We start from the raw sequence: 14504 nt of genomic DNA on the forward strand, positions 1-14504 counted from the left end.
TAAAAAGAAAATCTAAGTGAAGAGAATGAAAATAATATAAACTCATATTTTTCTGGGGTATGTTTATTGATCATAGTGAAATGTTTACTCTATATTCTTCTTATAATTAGGCCTCAACAAACTCTTAAAATCTAACTCAGCAATTAACACACTCAACAATATAAGGGTAGCCCCTAAGTATCCTTTTCCTGTCAGCGTTTCACCTGTGAAAACAAAAGCAAAGCCTGCGGAAAAGACAGGTTCTAATGAAAAAATAAGACCTGTATGGGTAGGTGTAGTGTATTGCTGGGCAATTACTTGCACGATGAATGCGACTGCGGTGCAAAATATGCTTAAAGCTAATATGATTAGCCATGAGTCGATCGTGCTAGGAAGTTTTGGTGTTTCTATAATGAATGAGAAAATAAGACTAAATAGGCCGACGAAACCTAGTTGTATGACTCCAAGTGCAATGGAATTCACATGTTTCGTTACGCTTCCAGTAATGATGACGTGGATCGCATAAAATAGGGCAGACAGTATGCAAAATATATCGCCGTTACCGATCTTGAATTCGCTAGTTAATGTTAATAAGCCGATTCCTATTATCGTTAAAATGATTCCTACTATAACTTTCTTTTCCGGAATGTGTTTTAAAAATATAGCTGATAATATTGGAATGAAAATGACTGTGAGACATAGTAGGAAACCAGCATTAGAAACACTCGTATACTTTGTACCGAAAGTCGCGAAAATGTAAACGATAAATAAGACAGAAGCGAGTATAAATGCATATTTTACAGTTTTAAAATCGATCTTAAATAAATGTTTGTAAAATATTAAACCTGATAAAAGAAAAGCGATAATAAATCGTAATGCGATTAAATTATATTCTTCTATGCCATCAAGTCCAAGTTTTGTAAGTAGGATGGATGCACCCCAAAAAAATGTAACTAGTAGTAACATTAAATCCGCTTTTAATTGTAGTTTCATTTCTATTCCCTCGTTATGTATAAATTTAATCCTGCTATTTGTGGGCAGTAAGATTCTCACCTCAAAATTCGGCTGGAGCAAAGAAGTTAGGTGGGAGATCAACTGCCCGTAAATGCCCGATTGGTTCAACTAATAATCAGTGGGGGATGAACAAAACCCCCACTGATTAAAGTTTCACTTTATAATCCCATACCCCTATCCCCATTGTTTATTTTAATATTAATTCTGAATATTTGTAACTTAAATTTATCGACGGTTTTTTCAGAACAATTGGGAAGTAATAGTATGTATAAAAAAAGCCCAGTTTGGAGGGGCTTTTTTTTATGTAAAATTTCATTTGTTTTGTTTACATAATATCTTTACAATCATTTGATAAAATAAAATCAACTGCATATTGTGAGGGTGGGTAGTTATCCCTTCTTTCTATTTGGAAGGAAAGGAGGTGATAATATGGACTTTTTGTTTGACCTTGTAAAAGAGTTTGTCAAAGCGACTGTGCGTGAAGTTTCAGCGTATTTTTTGCGGAAGCAACTTCTGGATAAGGACAGCAAAAAACCCACTCCGCGCCGTAGGAAGCAAAAGGGTGGGTTTCGTAAAAAGAAATAGCTTATAATAACTACCACCCATACGGTAGCAGTTAGGGAAGAGATGTTAGCGCATCTCTTCTTTTTATTATATGCCATTTTATTTGATGTCACACTTATATAGTATTCTACGGAAAATATATCATATTCCTATTTTGTGGTCAATTTGATCCCGCTTTAACGGGCAGTAAGACCCCCACCTCAAAATTCAGTGGAAGCAAAGAAGTTAGGTGGGGGATCAACTGTCCGTAAAAGTCCGATTGGTTCAACTAATAATCAGTGGGGGATGAACAAAACCCCCCACTGATTAAAGTTTCACTTTATTGCATGATTGAAAAGGTGTAGTCTTATTCCTCTTCAAACTGAAAAATATCCCGATTAATAAGTTGGTGGAGATACCTATCCATTTCAGCCGCAGAAACGCTTCTTTCATTTTTAAACCACCATGCGCTTAATGAGGTGATTGCCCCTGAATAAAACTCAATGATTAAATCGTTTGGCATCGTATGATTTTTGCGCAGTTGATGTAACGCTTCTATTTCTTGTTTTCTCGTTTCGTGACTTAACTGCTGTGTCCGGTTAATAAATTGTTCATCAGACATTTGCGTCTCTAATATTTTACCGATTTCTTCATGGTGTAGAAATTGCTCCATTACTTGAAATGGTTTGCTTAATCGATCTGAAACCGGTATTCCCGCAATCATCTTGCTGTATCGTTTAAATCCAAAGGCTAATAAAGCATCTTTATCTTCAAAGTGTTTATAAAAGGTTGTTCGGTGTACCATCGCGCGGTCACAAATTTGGTTAATCGTGATCGTACTATATTTTTGTTTTGATTGCGTCATTAATTCGAATAAAGAATCCCATAGTAATTTATGTGTACGTCTAATACGTAAATCAAGTTGTTTTTCATTATCATTCATCTACAATTCTCCTTTTTTGTAGATTAAATATACAGTGGCTGAAAATTGATTCTCCCTTTTTAATCTACATATGTATATTATATTACATGTGTTCTGGTGTATTTAAAGTTTTTTAAGTAAGAAACAGGAGGAGAATCTGTAAATGAATATGACAACTAAGAGCCCTGCAAGTGGCAAAGTTGATACTTCTAATATGAAACATACCCCGATTTTAATTGCATTACTTTTAGGGGCAATGGTTGCATTATTAAACGAAACGTTACTTGGTAATGCGTTAACCGTATTAATGAAAGAATTTGGCGTAACGGCTTCAACGATTCAATGGCTGTCTACAGCTTACATGTTAGTAGTTGGTGTTTTAGTCCCGATTACAGCGTTACTTCAGCAATGGATCACAACGAGACAAATGTTTTTGATCGCTATGGTAACGTTTTTAGTCGGTACATTAATTGCGGGATTTGCACCGACATTTTCCGTTTTATTAATCGGCCGTATCGTCCAAGCTGTAGCGACGGGGTTAATCTCACCGTTATTAATGAATACGATTTTACTTATTTGTCCGCCTGAAAAACGTGGTGCCACAATGGGATTAATCGCACTTGTCATGATGGCAGCTCCAGCAATTGGTCCTACATTATCTGGAGTAATCGTAGACTCACTCAATTGGCGCTGGTTATTCTATATTGTTATTCCGATCGTGATCATTTCCATTATGATTGGGATGAAGTACATTCAAAATGTTTCAGAGTTAACAAGGCCAAAAGTAGATTATCCATCTATCCTTTTATCGACGTTAGGATTTGGCGGGTTTGTGTATAGCTTTAGTGCATCAGGTGATTTAGGATGGTCCGATGCGAAAGTGTATGGCACTTTAATTGTTGGGCTTATCTCATTATGTATTTTTGTCGTTCGACAATTGAAAATTGAGAATCCAATTTTAGAATTACGAGCATTTAAAGTTCCGATGTTTACAATATCAGTTGGATTGATCGTCATTGTGATGATGTCGTTATTTTCAACGATGACTTTATTACCGATGTTCCTGCAAACAGTTTTACTCGTTACAGCTTTTAAATCAGGAATCATCATGCTTCCAGGAAGTATCATTAGCGCCATAATGGGACCAATCGCAGGTAAACTATTTGATAAATTTAGTCCGAAAGTTATTATCGTTCCCGGCATTGTGTTAGTAGGAATTGCAATGTTCTTATTTAAAGGCATTACTCCTGATACATCAATGGTACAAATTATTGTCATGCATAGCGTATTAATGGTTGGACTCATGTTTGTCATGACAGTACAAACATACGGTTTAAATCAATTAACACCAGATTTATATCCGCACGGAACGGCACTGTTTAATACGTTACAACAAGTAGCTGGCGCAATTGGTACGGCTATCTTTATTTCGAAAATGTCTTCAGGAACAACTAAGTATATGGAAAGCTCCGCAAACCCACTGGACTCAGTAGAGAAGTTAAACGGTTTAACTTCAGGATTCCAAGGTGCATTTACACTAGGGTTAGTCTTTATTGTTGTTGCTTTTATCGTATCGCTATTCTTAAAAGAAGAGAAAAAGGGAGTAGAAGTAAAGGGCGTTTTACAGAACGAAAATTAAGGTTTATATAAAAAAGACATCTTTTCTAGGGAAAGATGTCTTTTTCATATTTTTTTCGTAACACTTTTTTTGATGTCTTAATACATAAGAATTGGTATGTACAATATTTATCCTTTTTGAGCATGAATAATTATTGAGAATAACGATGCAAAGCCGTACTAATAACTAAGAGTCCAATAATGAGAGAAAGTGTTCTTATAATAAGTTCTGCCACTAATAGTTCACCAAATGATTTAGTGACATCGTATATAGATCCTGTTATGAGAATAGGTGCAATCATGATTATAATTCCAATTATTATTTGAAGAAGTAGATTGATGTTTTTATTCAAGACAATCACCTCCAAAAAAAATAGGGAATGAGAATATGGGGTTTTTTGTATTATAAAATGATTATATCGTATTACATTAAACGATGAGAATATTTTTAAATAGTAGAAATTAGAGACTCTTCAATAAAAAGGAATTAAATATGGTATTCTGTATTTAAGATATTTAAACGAAGACAGGGGAAATGAAGATGGACAAGAAGCTAACGTATTGGCTAGCATCTATTATAGGGGGAGTAGTACTTGCAACTGGTATGACTTATGGAATGTTACAGTTTGCTGAAGTCCCGCTTGAGAGTGAGGACCATGTTTTTGCAGAGGTTAATAAAGAAGACATACTATCGAATGAAGCAGAAGTGAAAGGCTCAAATGCACAACTTCACATTACAGTAACTTCTACTGAAGAAGAAGTGATTTCAGCTATGCATAGCATGACTCATCAAAAAGTAAAAGCGTGTGAAGGAAAGGGAGCAACCCCTATGTCCAAAAAGAATGCAGAGAAAGTAAGAAACATTCTAAACGGAAACAATTTCAAGAATAAAGAAGAGCTATTAGCAATTACTGAAAGATGGGCAAATAGAGATTTTAGTAAAATTTTAGAAGAACATAACTATTTTATTAAACTTCAAGGTGGCGAGATAGGTGAAGCTACAGTAATGGATAAGGTAGACGAGCAAGTATTCTGTCTCAATACTTTCGGTGATGATGTAACGGCCGCATTATTTAAATCAGGAGATCTTCAAGCGCTGTAAGGTGTTTTTTCTTTGATATAAAGAAAGCCTCAAGTATTCATATACTTGAGGCTTTTCCAATGGAAAGATAGGAATGATCCGAATTCCTTACATTAAGAACAAAGTGGAATTACTCCTAAACCAATTAATAAAGCTGCAGCAACTGCTGGAATTGGTACAGGAATTTGAATACCTTCTACAAACAAGAAATACTGACCACTTACTATTTTAAAACAAACTAATTGCATGGCTATTCCTCCCTTCTTTTAGAATTAATACATTATATTAATTTATCTATTTATTGTTATAGTTAAATTATTTATTTTTAAAAATATAGTTAATATGTAAATAGTTTTCGAAAGGACCTGCTCAATCAATACGAAAAAACATAAGATGAAACGAATCCATTAAAATACATGAGTGAACCTTAGTTTTCCCCTCTTATCTAAAGGAGGAACTATTATGGGTTACGGTGGTAGTTGTGGCGGTTGTGGCTTTTCTGGAGGCTTTGCTTTATTAGTTGTGTTATTCATTTTATTAATCATCGTTGGAGCTTCTTGCTTCTGCTAAAAACTATTGGAAAAGACACTCATATGGAGTGTCTTTTCTTTTGTGCAAAATGATTCCTGATAATATCCAACTGTATATAGTATACGGTATATTTTTTCCTCATTAGACATATAAAAATGTAACAATTACATTAAAACCAAGAGATACAAAAACTTTCTTATTTGAGGATGTTCAAAGTATTACTGTCTCAAATGCTACTACAGCTAACGCTTTACTGATTCCATTATTTATCCAACAAACAACATATATTTGTTGTGATAAATCAAATTCATAGTACTGTGAGAATAGTGACTATGGTTATTAGTAGTTATTAAAGAGGGCTTTGGCTCTTTTTTTATTTTCTTTCGACATAATATGACAATATACGAATTAATAGTTTGGTATTATTATCTAGAAATCTTACATTTATCTACAAATTATTATTGTATTTTTAATTTTTTAAATGTAAAATATTTCAATGTAAATACATACCATTTAGGGGGATAAAGAAATTTATGAAAAAATTATTAGCTTCAGCAACAGCGGTAACACTATTAACAGTGGGGTACAGTTCTTCTGCATTTGCAGCTAAGAGTCCTAATGATACAAAAAACTGTGGCCATTTTAAAAGTCAACAAGATGCTCAAGCATTCTGGGATCAAAATGGATATGGTGTTGGAAATGATCCACACCGTTTAGATAATGATAAAGACGGCATTCCATGTGAAGATTATAAATATCCAAAGAGCACAAATACTACAACAGAAAATAAAGAAACTACTAAACCTCAAGAACAACCTAAACAAGAAAACACTAAACAAGAAAACACTAAACAAGAAAACACTAAACAAGAAAACACTAAACAAGAAAACACTAAACAAGAAAACACTAAACAAGAAAACACTAAACAAGAAAACACTAAACAAGAAAACACTAAACAGGAAAACACTAAACAGGAAAACACTAAACAGGAAAACACTAAGCAAGAGAATTCAAAACAAAACAACCAAACAACAAATAATAAACAAGAACAAACTAAGCCTCAAACAACTGCAAAAGAAACAAAGAAAAATACTAATACAGTTGTGAAAAAAGAAACGAAAAAACAAGGTGAAAAATTACCTAATACAGCATCAAACGGTGTTACAATGATGTTAGCAAGCTTAGGATTAGCATTAGCTGGTTCTGTATTAATGTTCCGTCGTAAAAAGACAAACGCATAAAATAGTTCCTTAAAACGGCAGGAGAAATCCTGTCGTTTTCAAATGGAGTGATAAAAGTGAATAAAAAACAATGGATAGGCTTATGTTTAACTGTTATTGGACTTACTATCTTTTCCTATTATTTTCTAGAATGGTATAGTGCTAGACAATCAGCAGAGTCGTTAACAACTAACGAGGCTAAACAATATGAGACCTCCACACCTTCTAAAGAAAATGAAACGCAAAAAATCAATCAAACAGAGATAGAGTCAGAGACAAAGATTGACACTTCATTACAATCTGAAGAACCTGTACAAATTCCTGCTTCAAAGGTAAACCATCAGTTAGGAGATAAAGTAGCATATTTAATTATCCCTAAAATACAAAAGAAATACTCTGTATATTGGGGAGCTGATGATAAAGTACTAAAAAAGGGTGTAGGTATGTTTGTTAGTGACTTAACTACTACACCATCTGGAAATGGTCATACAGTTTTAAGTGGACATAGAGATACTGTTTTTACCGAGCTTGGTCAATTAAAGGAAAATGACCAACTTATCGTGGAATATGAAAATAAAACATATACATATGAAATTAAAAAGCATTGGATAACAGATTCAGAAGATCGAACAGTTATTGTAGAAAAAAGTGAGTCAACATTAACATTAACAACTTGTTATCCTTTTGACTATATAGGAGACGCTCCAGATCGGTACATAATTGAAGCATCTCTACTTTCCATTCGTTGAGGATGGAAGTCCAATACACATTAGTAAAATTAAAGTGGTTATCCAGTCGGAGAAAGGCACCTTAAGGGTGTCTTTTTTGATGTAATTTAGTTGCCCATATGGAAAGTTTGTTATAGTTTTTTGTTTAGCGTGATTTTTTTCGAAATATTAGCGGCATATCATGCTCATCAAGCCAACAGAACAGGGTGCTCCCAGAAGTTTTTTATACAGAATAACATCAAAAAATACGTCTTGAACAAGCATTAAAAAAGAAAGCTGAAGGGCAAGTATACCCTTTTGGAATCTTTTTAAGAGAAAATGATACAATGAAGATAATATTAGGAAATTATGGGGATGATTACGTTGCTTACTTTGATAAAATTTGTAGTTAGTTATGCTGCAAGTCTGTTTGCTTTTATTTTTGGATGGTTCTTAATTTCATATATTTTTAATCCTAGCTTTATTTACCCGGACGTTTTACATGGATTCATAAAAACTATCGTCACTTATGGTAGTATACCAGCTCTCATAGCTTGTTTACTTGGGGAAGTTTTATATAGGAAAATTAAACGATGTCGAGAGTTTCAATTTGGAATTCCTTTATTTATAGGACTAGCATTTATCTATACACTTATACCATTTCTTTTTCTTTTTACTTTTACTTTTTCACATTTCTTTGACTTCGCTGCACCTGTCATTATGGGGTCCTTAGCTTTTTATTTAGTGCGTAGAAAAATATAATTATAATAGATATGTCTGAATCACTAGTTTCAAAAATCCTTCACGCAATGATGATTGCATGAAGGATTTTGATGTTTTCTTATTTTTTTGTCTCGTTGATCCATGTAATAATGTCCTGGATGACGTACTCGGGAACATTAGCAGGGATTTCGTATTCACTAGGAAGACTTAATTCACCGCCACCTTCCATGAAGAAATGATTCAATTTCGGGTATTTTTTGAACTGAACATTTCCGCGGTTTGAAAGTCCTTCTTGCCATTTTGTATATTCATCTTTTACTGTTACTTGGTAATCGCGTGCTCCTTGCAGAATGAGTAAAGGCTCTTTTCGTAATTTTGCCTCTTCAACTGGACGCCACCTAGAAACATCATACATAAAATGAGGTGACCCAAAATTGTAGTCAGCTGGAGGACGGTCAGGATTGAAAGTAGGATCCTGAATAAAAGCAACCTGTCTTTTTAGTTCAGTGATTTCTTCCTTTGACGCCCCAAGGTATTCATACTGATCAATGGCAATGTCAGTCAAAGGGCGTGCAGGTGGTGCGAGTAAGATACTTCCTCGGACAAGTGAGGAAGGCGCTTTGCTCAGTATACGTGGCATTGTACCAGCTCCTAGACTATGTCCAAGAATGAAAATATTATTTGGATCAATGCCTTCCTGCTGCGCTGCTGATTTTGCTGCAAATATAGCATCATCTGTAGTATCACGGTCTAACGTACCAGGTTCTGTACTCATCTTTAATGCGTGTTCTAAGGTGCGTTTTTCATAGCGCAACACTGCAATTCCGTTGGATGAAAGGCCCACCGCAATGTCTCGTAAGATTTTTGTTCCCATATATGTGCTATCGCGATCATGGATGCCAGCACCATGAACAAGAACAACTACGGGCAGCTTTTCACCACGCTTATGTTTCGGAACTGTTAATGTCGCTGGTAACGGATAGGTAGAATTTCCAATGACGATTTCACGTTCTTGATAGGAGTCAGGTTGATCATAGCTAGGATGCGGGATGGTATAAGATTCCTCGGGTGGCCTTTCGCCAATTTCATCTACTTTCCCGCCAGGTGTGAATTTAAGGAGTAGCGGTATGGTAGTTCCTTCGGTAGCTGCTGGAATTTCCACCGTCTGATGGACCAAGTTTCGTTTTTTTATCACGGGGATTCCCATGCTTTTTATCCCGCTCCAACCACTTTGTGTCCACCAGTTTTGTAATGTGGTTGCTGTAAACTTGGATTGAAAAGCAGCAGACGTCAACTGTAGTGCCTCTGCATACTTACCTTGCTGGAGATATTCAAAAAATAATGATGTACGCTCCGTTAAAGAGACTAGTTTCTTTTCAGCAGATTGTTCCTCGTGTGTATCTGCGTGAATAGTTGTTGTAAGCGGGAAAGATGAAACGCCTAAAGAAAAGAGTAGGGTAAAGGTAAGTGCAGATCTTTCTATTTTCTTTTTTTTATTCATGTTTTAACCTCCAATATGTGATGGTAAAAAACAGGTATAGTAATTAGAATTTTAGTGCGAAAACTTCAAAATATTTGCAAGTAATCTCCAAAACTTGGACATACTAATATTATTATTCTAAAAAACGTAGATTTTTTCTCTTGTCACATGCATATTAATCCCAGAAATAATCTTCCTTCCTTCACTTTCTATTTTGATTATAGGAAACAAAGCTCTCGTTTTTCTTACTTGATACTTACAAATTCCTTAAGCAGGGGATATTTTAAAATCTTAGCTTGATGGATATGTGGTGGTACTCCTATGTTAAGAGATAGCTTAAGTACCAAGGATTATGTTGTTTTTATAAAGAGTTGATGTTATGTTTGTTTTGTAACATATGGTGTTTTATGTATGTAGGAGGATTTATTGAAGAAATTATTAATATTGTTTTTATTAGCTACATTTTGTCTACAGATTACAGGATGTTCTAATAATATGGGTGCACAAAGGGAGAAGTCTAAAGCTTCAACACCTGTGAAGTTTAAACGCATCAATAAAGGGTGGTACAAACATATGTAATAGTTTGTATCACCCTTTGTTGATGTTAGAAATCATAAGGAAAAGGTTGATAGTTAGATATTTTTCATAAAGAAAAGACACTTATATAAGAGTGTCCTTTCTAATAGTTTTTTAGCAGAAGCAACTGCATCCGATAATGATTAATAGTATAAAGAGTACAACGAGTAAAGCAAATCCGCCAGCAAAACCACAGCCTTCTCCGCAATTACCACCATAGCCCATAATAGTTCCTCCTTTAGGTAAGAGGATAAAACTAAGGTTCATTCATGTATTTTAACAGGCTCGCTTTACCTTATGTTTTTAAGAATGAATGGAGCAGGTTCTTTTTTATTTTATCGAAAGTAAACTTTTAGCCAGTAGTTTATTTTCATACTATTGATTTTTATAAGTATTTGGTGAAAAATCAAGGAGCTGCCAAAAAATACTATACCGAAATTTAGTTCGGTATAGTAACGTGCATATAAAAGATCCCACTTTGCTATATCCTCAAAAAGAGTCATAAAAATCTATGTTTTTTTAATTCAGTTGCAAACTACAAAACTTCTTTTTAAAGAAATGTATGTACATACAAATTATATTTTATTCCATAACTCCCTAACTTTTGTTCACGATAGTCTGATATTGAAAAAAATATAATATTTGGTACGACATCACTTTGTTTTTTTATAAAGTTTTGTAATTAAACTATAATATTGTATTTTTTTTGTATTATTGAAATTAGTAATAATAAAATGTATTATTGAAAAGCACAATTTATAATTCAAGTAATCAGGACTATGCGTCTATTATAATTTGAACATTCAGAAATTATAATATTGTCTAAAAATGAGGTGAGATTCATAGAAACAGTAAATATTAAATGGTATGGAATGTATAGTATAAATGATTTTTATAATAGGGAAGAAGCTTCTAAGAAGGGGATATTTGCAATCTCTAGAGTATGTGCTAAGAATGTAACATTGCTATATATAGGACAAACCAAAAGAAGTTTTATACAAAAGATAAGGGAACTTAATAAGGTGTGGCCTTTCGATGAGAGCGAATTAAAGATTACATTAGGAATAATAGAATTTCCTAGTGGTGAAATTTACTCTGAAAAGAAGGTAAAAGAGATAAAATCTCTTTTGATTTTACGACATACCCCATTAGAAAACGAAACATCTTTATTATACTATAGAGGGAAATTTAATTTAAAAATTATAAATAAGGGAAGAAGAGGTTTAATTGTTAAAAAGCTTTCTACAGGAGATCTAATGTGGACATAATTGGAATCACCTTTGAATAAAATTGAAGGTTTCTTAAGTGCGGAAGCTTATCAATTTTTAATGTATTAAACTATTTTGAATGACATATGTCAGATGCTTGAAAAAAATAAATTTTATTATGATCTGAGATCCTGTAGGAAAGTGTAGTTTATTTCTATTATTTAATAAAATATTAAGAAAATTATAGAGATAATACATAAAGAGTAGAGGAGAAAGTAAACGCGGAGGTTTGAAGAATGGGACAAGTAAGTAGATTTCAAGAAAAACAACAGAATCGTCGTCAAAAGGCAATTTTTAATATTGCATTTACTTTAATATTAGTGACAGTTGGTATAGTGACATACCAGTTATTTACTGCTTCTAATACATCAAAGAAAGCAATTGCTCAAGAAAAGAAAGCAACAAAGATAGAAGAGAAGAAAACTGAAGATAAAGAAACAGCAAAGATAGAAGAGAAGAAAACTGAAGATAAAGAGGTAGCAAAGATAGAAGAGAAGAAAACTGAAGATAAAGAAACAGCACAGCTAGAAGAGAAGAAAACTGAAGATAAAGAGGTAGCAAAGATAGAAGAGAAGAAAACTGAAGATAAAGAAGCAGCACAGCTAGAAGAGAAATCAAAAGCAGAAAAATCGGTAAAAACAAACGGAAATGAAAATAATGAGGAAGAAAAAGCGGCATCTCAAGAAAAGGGTTCTCAAACTAATCCTTCTTGGAAGCCAATTGGTACCGAGCAAGGAGCAAAACCTGAAATGAAATTTAAAGAAGGAACAGTAGATTGGAGTGAGATGAAAAAAGCAATTTCTTATGCTGTTGATGTTCCAGAGAGCCAATTGATTTTCGATTTTATTGGGAATAATGGTAATAATAAAGCCTACGGTAATGTACGAGATAAGCAAAATAATAAAAAATATAAGGTTAATATTGATTGGGTAGAAAATCAGGGGTGGAAACCAGCATCTGTTCAGGTGGTAAGATAAATAATAGAAATGTAATGATGTAAATAAGCTGTCCATATGGGCAGCTTATTATTTTTTTGCTTTATTTACCTCACTATTTTATCTATAACTTCTTTATATTTATGATAGTAATTAGTTTCAAATAAATATGGGGATAGTTGGACTGAACAAAATGTTCCTTGTAAGTAGTAAGCATCTTTTTCGATTTTAATTTATAATTATTTATAAAAAAGAAAAGACACCCTAAGGTGCCTTCCTTCGACTTGAACCATCTTAATTTTAATAATATATTGGACTCCCATCCAAATATTATTTTACCATGTTAAGTTGTTTTATTCATTGAGAAATATGTTTTAAATCTATATTTTTAAAAAATATATAGATTTGAACAATATGTATACGAGCCGCATATCAAAAAAAAGACACTCTCAAGAGTGCCTCTCCTTAGCAGCCGAATCCGCCGCCCCAACAGCTAGCGCCAACGATGATTAATAAGATGAAGAGCACAACAAGTAAGGCAAATCCGCCGCCGAAACCACAGCCTCCACCACAACTACCGCCATATCCCATATTAACTCCTCCTTCCATAAAGACCATTTATTAATGGATTTAATTTAATTTATGTTTTTAAGGATGAATGGAGCAGGTCCTTAAAAAATAAAAGGATTTTGGAAGTTAAAAAGAGTTGACGACCTTATTTTTGTCACCGGTATTTCGTCTTCTACATATTGTATTTTATTCTGTGTATTGGGGGAAGGAGGATCTTATGGCTAATTCTGAGATGATTTTACGTTTACTTACGGATTTAAAGATTGAACAACAATTGTTGAAAGAACAGTTAGAGAAAATGCAAACAGCTGTGACTATTCTTGAAGAAAAATCAGTGACGCTTAAAGAAAAACCAGCGACTCTTAAAGAAAAAACAATGACTCCTGAAGAAAAACCATCTGTTACAAAGCAAAGGGCTTTTTCTGGACGCCCAACATCTTTTCGTGATTGGAGAGCATCTAGTCAAAAAAATTAGGGAATGTTATGTGAAATGATAAGTAAAAAAGTACAGTCTGCTGTAGAAAAGACTGTACTTTTTTATGTCAGTAGAGAATGTTAAGGGAGACGTATTTATTTGGCCTATTCCACTTTTAATTGGAGTTCTTTATCTAACTTATCATTATTAATTTTTAAAGTTAATCCTTGCGTGTTTTTCGGTACATCAAATACAATGTTTCCTTCCGAATGTTCATCAGGGTTAACAATGCCAAATTTAAATGTAGAGGTATTTGCAGCTTTAAGTACGGATTGATGTTCATTAGAAATGTGATATTCTTTTCCAAATTCATCAATTAATTTAAAGTTGTTGATATCTAGTGTAATGGGTCCTTCTTTGCGATTATAAACTGCGATATCTAATACTTTAAAGACACCTTGTGCTTTAACTTCTCCAGTCCCTAGAACATCTAATGACTCGGCAGATCCCATTGACATGTATACATCAGAGGAATCTACATTGGTAGGAAGTTCTTTTTGCGGATTCTTGCGATTAAGTTCGTTATTCTCTGTTTTTTTTGAAGTCTTTTGCTCGTTTTTCGCAGATGTATCATGTGAACTGCAAGCTGATACTCCAAACAAGAATGTGCTACATAATAATGATGTTAATAACTTTTTGTTCATCGTTTGTTTCTTCCTTCCAAAATAGAAGCACGTTTAATGAGTGCTATATATATTTGTCTTTATATGTATTACATTTTATATCTTATTATATTGATTTTGGAAGGAAAAGGGAAAACGTTGTACATTTCTCTGATTCGAATTATTTATCTGTCTAAAAGTTGAAATTAAAATGAGCCCCATAAATGATAAACCATTCCACTAACAAAAAACACTAATCCT

The 14504-nt window shown here is 33.6% G+C and carries 19 protein-coding genes and 1 pseudogene; 12 read left to right on the forward strand and 8 right to left on the reverse strand.

Annotation, left to right across the window (positions count from 1 at the left end; all coding sequences use genetic code 11):
• Nucleotides 1-84: 84 nt before the first annotated feature.
• Nucleotides 85-972, reverse strand: coding sequence for a DMT family transporter (locus tag MHI26_RS05075; RefSeq protein WP_000776055.1), 888 nt, complete (start codon nt 970-972; stop codon nt 85-87).
• 450 nt (nt 973-1422) lie between these two features.
• Between MHI26_RS05075 and MHI26_RS05080 the strand changes: the two genes are divergently transcribed.
• Nucleotides 1423-1578 (forward strand): hypothetical protein, encoded by a 156-nt coding sequence (locus MHI26_RS05080; protein ID WP_017762861.1) that lies wholly within the window; start codon nt 1423-1425, stop codon nt 1576-1578.
• Nucleotides 1579-1903: 325 nt separating this feature from the next.
• Here MHI26_RS05080 and MHI26_RS05085 read toward each other — a convergent pair whose 3' ends face one another.
• On the reverse strand, nt 1904-2479 hold the full coding sequence (locus tag MHI26_RS05085) for a TetR/AcrR family transcriptional regulator (RefSeq protein ID WP_000999308.1): 576 nt from the start codon (nt 2477-2479) through the stop codon (nt 1904-1906).
• Nucleotides 2480-2621: 142 nt separating this feature from the next.
• Between MHI26_RS05085 and MHI26_RS05090 the strand changes: the two genes are divergently transcribed.
• Nucleotides 2622-4097: an MDR family MFS transporter gene (locus MHI26_RS05090; protein ID WP_061667529.1), complete on the forward strand. Its 1476-nt coding sequence runs from the start codon at nt 2622-2624 to the stop codon at nt 4095-4097.
• Between the two features lie 130 nt (nt 4098-4227).
• Here MHI26_RS05090 and MHI26_RS05095 read toward each other — a convergent pair whose 3' ends face one another.
• Nucleotides 4228-4428 carry a hypothetical protein gene (locus MHI26_RS05095; RefSeq protein ID WP_001038824.1) on the reverse strand — a complete coding sequence of 67 codons (201 nt, stop codon included), beginning with the start codon at nt 4426-4428 and terminating at the stop codon, nt 4228-4230.
• Nucleotides 4429-4616: 188 nt separating this feature from the next.
• Between MHI26_RS05095 and MHI26_RS05100 the strand changes: the two genes are divergently transcribed.
• Nucleotides 4617-5177, forward strand: coding sequence for a PRK06770 family protein (locus tag MHI26_RS05100; protein WP_061667530.1), 561 nt, complete (start codon nt 4617-4619; stop codon nt 5175-5177).
• A 92-nt stretch (nt 5178-5269) separates the two neighbouring features.
• Here the strand turns inward: MHI26_RS05100 and MHI26_RS05105 are convergent, their stop codons facing one another.
• On the reverse strand, nt 5270-5404 hold the full coding sequence (locus MHI26_RS05105) for a hypothetical protein (RefSeq protein WP_001177693.1): 135 nt from the start codon (nt 5402-5404) through the stop codon (nt 5270-5272).
• Nucleotides 5405-5618: 214 nt separating this feature from the next.
• On the opposite strand from MHI26_RS05105, the gene MHI26_RS05110 reads away from it, so the two are divergent.
• The 5 genes and pseudogenes from MHI26_RS05110 to MHI26_RS05130 all read left to right on the forward strand — a co-directional run bounded on the left by MHI26_RS05110 (nt 5619) and on the right by MHI26_RS05130 (nt 8376).
• On the forward strand, nt 5619-5726 hold the full coding sequence (locus MHI26_RS05110; protein ID WP_000540375.1) for a YjcZ family sporulation protein: 108 nt from the start codon (nt 5619-5621) through the stop codon (nt 5724-5726).
• Nucleotides 5727-6220: 494 nt separating this feature from the next.
• Nucleotides 6221-6928: an excalibur calcium-binding domain-containing protein gene (locus MHI26_RS05115; RefSeq protein ID WP_340808695.1), complete on the forward strand. Its 708-nt coding sequence runs from the start codon at nt 6221-6223 to the stop codon at nt 6926-6928.
• 56 nt (nt 6929-6984) lie between these two features.
• Nucleotides 6985-7656 carry a class D sortase gene (locus MHI26_RS05120; RefSeq protein WP_061667532.1) on the forward strand — a complete coding sequence of 224 codons (672 nt, stop codon included), beginning with the start codon at nt 6985-6987 and terminating at the stop codon, nt 7654-7656.
• A gap of 185 nt (nt 7657-7841) precedes the next feature.
• Nucleotides 7842-7964 (forward strand): annotated as a pseudogene (locus MHI26_RS05125) (GNAT family N-acetyltransferase); the annotation flags it as partial.
• Between the two features lie 19 nt (nt 7965-7983).
• Entirely contained in the window at nt 7984-8376 is a 393-nt protein-coding gene (locus MHI26_RS05130) for a hypothetical protein (RefSeq protein WP_255259158.1), read from the forward strand.
• Nucleotides 8377-8455: 79 nt separating this feature from the next.
• Here MHI26_RS05130 and MHI26_RS05135 read toward each other — a convergent pair whose 3' ends face one another.
• Nucleotides 8456-9838 (reverse strand): alpha/beta hydrolase family protein, encoded by a 1383-nt coding sequence (locus tag MHI26_RS05135; protein ID WP_061667534.1) that lies wholly within the window; start codon nt 9836-9838, stop codon nt 8456-8458.
• Nucleotides 9839-10243: 405 nt separating this feature from the next.
• Between MHI26_RS05135 and MHI26_RS05140 the strand changes: the two genes are divergently transcribed.
• Entirely contained in the window at nt 10244-10396 is a 153-nt protein-coding gene (locus tag MHI26_RS05140; protein WP_000734748.1) for a hypothetical protein, read from the forward strand.
• 111 nt (nt 10397-10507) lie between these two features.
• Here the strand turns inward: MHI26_RS05140 and MHI26_RS05145 are convergent, their stop codons facing one another.
• Nucleotides 10508-10618 carry a YjcZ family sporulation protein gene (locus tag MHI26_RS05145; protein ID WP_000540370.1) on the reverse strand — a complete coding sequence of 37 codons (111 nt, stop codon included), beginning with the start codon at nt 10616-10618 and terminating at the stop codon, nt 10508-10510.
• Between the two features lie 608 nt (nt 10619-11226).
• On the opposite strand from MHI26_RS05145, the gene MHI26_RS05150 reads away from it, so the two are divergent.
• Both MHI26_RS05150 and MHI26_RS05155 read left to right on the forward strand, forming a co-directional pair.
• On the forward strand, nt 11227-11661 hold the full coding sequence (locus MHI26_RS05150) for a hypothetical protein (protein ID WP_042973216.1): 435 nt from the start codon (nt 11227-11229) through the stop codon (nt 11659-11661).
• 236 nt (nt 11662-11897) lie between these two features.
• Nucleotides 11898-12638 (forward strand): YrrS family protein, encoded by a 741-nt coding sequence (locus MHI26_RS05155; RefSeq protein ID WP_061667535.1) that lies wholly within the window; start codon nt 11898-11900, stop codon nt 12636-12638.
• Nucleotides 12639-13061: 423 nt separating this feature from the next.
• Here MHI26_RS05155 and MHI26_RS05160 read toward each other — a convergent pair whose 3' ends face one another.
• Complete coding sequence (locus MHI26_RS05160) at nt 13062-13187, reverse strand: YjcZ family sporulation protein (protein ID WP_000540377.1); 126 nt, start codon at nt 13185-13187, stop codon at nt 13062-13064.
• 196 nt (nt 13188-13383) lie between these two features.
• Here MHI26_RS05160 and MHI26_RS05165 point away from each other — a divergent pair, with 196 nt between their 5' ends.
• Entirely contained in the window at nt 13384-13641 is a 258-nt protein-coding gene (locus MHI26_RS05165; RefSeq protein WP_000013694.1) for a hypothetical protein, read from the forward strand.
• Nucleotides 13642-13745: 104 nt separating this feature from the next.
• Here MHI26_RS05165 and MHI26_RS05170 read toward each other — a convergent pair whose 3' ends face one another.
• Nucleotides 13746-14285 carry a DUF4352 domain-containing protein gene (locus tag MHI26_RS05170; protein ID WP_061667536.1) on the reverse strand — a complete coding sequence of 180 codons (540 nt, stop codon included), beginning with the start codon at nt 14283-14285 and terminating at the stop codon, nt 13746-13748.
• Nucleotides 14286-14504 lie beyond the last annotated feature (219 nt).

The sequence above is a fragment of the Bacillus sp. FSL K6-1218 genome, assembly GCF_038006445.1.
Taxonomy (GTDB): Bacteria; Bacillota; Bacilli; order Bacillales; family Bacillaceae_G; genus Bacillus_A; species Bacillus_A thuringiensis_S.

Coding starts and splice junctions, on each gene's coding strand:
- MHI26_RS05100 (WP_061667530.1), top strand. CDS start 4,617: ATGGACAAGAAGCTAACGTATTGGCTAGCATCTATTATAGGGGGAGTA.
- MHI26_RS05105 (WP_001177693.1), bottom strand. CDS start 5,404: ATGCAATTAGTTTGTTTTAAAATAGTAAGTGGTCAGTATTTCTTGTTT.
- MHI26_RS05110 (WP_000540375.1), top strand. CDS start 5,619: ATGGGTTACGGTGGTAGTTGTGGCGGTTGTGGCTTTTCTGGAGGCTTT.
- MHI26_RS05130 (WP_255259158.1), top strand. CDS start 7,984: ATGGGGATGATTACGTTGCTTACTTTGATAAAATTTGTAGTTAGTTAT.
- MHI26_RS05075 (WP_000776055.1), bottom strand. CDS start 972: ATGAAACTACAATTAAAAGCGGATTTAATGTTACTACTAGTTACATTT.
- MHI26_RS05170 (WP_061667536.1), bottom strand. CDS start 14,285: ATGAACAAAAAGTTATTAACATCATTATTATGTAGCACATTCTTGTTT.
- MHI26_RS05165 (WP_000013694.1), top strand. CDS start 13,384: ATGGCTAATTCTGAGATGATTTTACGTTTACTTACGGATTTAAAGATT.
- MHI26_RS05115 (WP_340808695.1), top strand. CDS start 6,221: ATGAAAAAATTATTAGCTTCAGCAACAGCGGTAACACTATTAACAGTG.
- MHI26_RS05145 (WP_000540370.1), bottom strand. CDS start 10,618: ATGGGCTATGGTGGTAATTGCGGAGAAGGCTGTGGTTTTGCTGGCGGA.
- MHI26_RS05080 (WP_017762861.1), top strand. CDS start 1,423: ATGGACTTTTTGTTTGACCTTGTAAAAGAGTTTGTCAAAGCGACTGTG.
- MHI26_RS05135 (WP_061667534.1), bottom strand. CDS start 9,838: ATGAATAAAAAAAAGAAAATAGAAAGATCTGCACTTACCTTTACCCTA.
- MHI26_RS05090 (WP_061667529.1), top strand. CDS start 2,622: ATGAATATGACAACTAAGAGCCCTGCAAGTGGCAAAGTTGATACTTCT.
- MHI26_RS05085 (WP_000999308.1), bottom strand. CDS start 2,479: ATGAATGATAATGAAAAACAACTTGATTTACGTATTAGACGTACACAT.
- MHI26_RS05155 (WP_061667535.1), top strand. CDS start 11,898: ATGGGACAAGTAAGTAGATTTCAAGAAAAACAACAGAATCGTCGTCAA.
- MHI26_RS05160 (WP_000540377.1), bottom strand. CDS start 13,187: ATGGGATATGGCGGTAGTTGTGGTGGAGGCTGTGGTTTCGGCGGCGGA.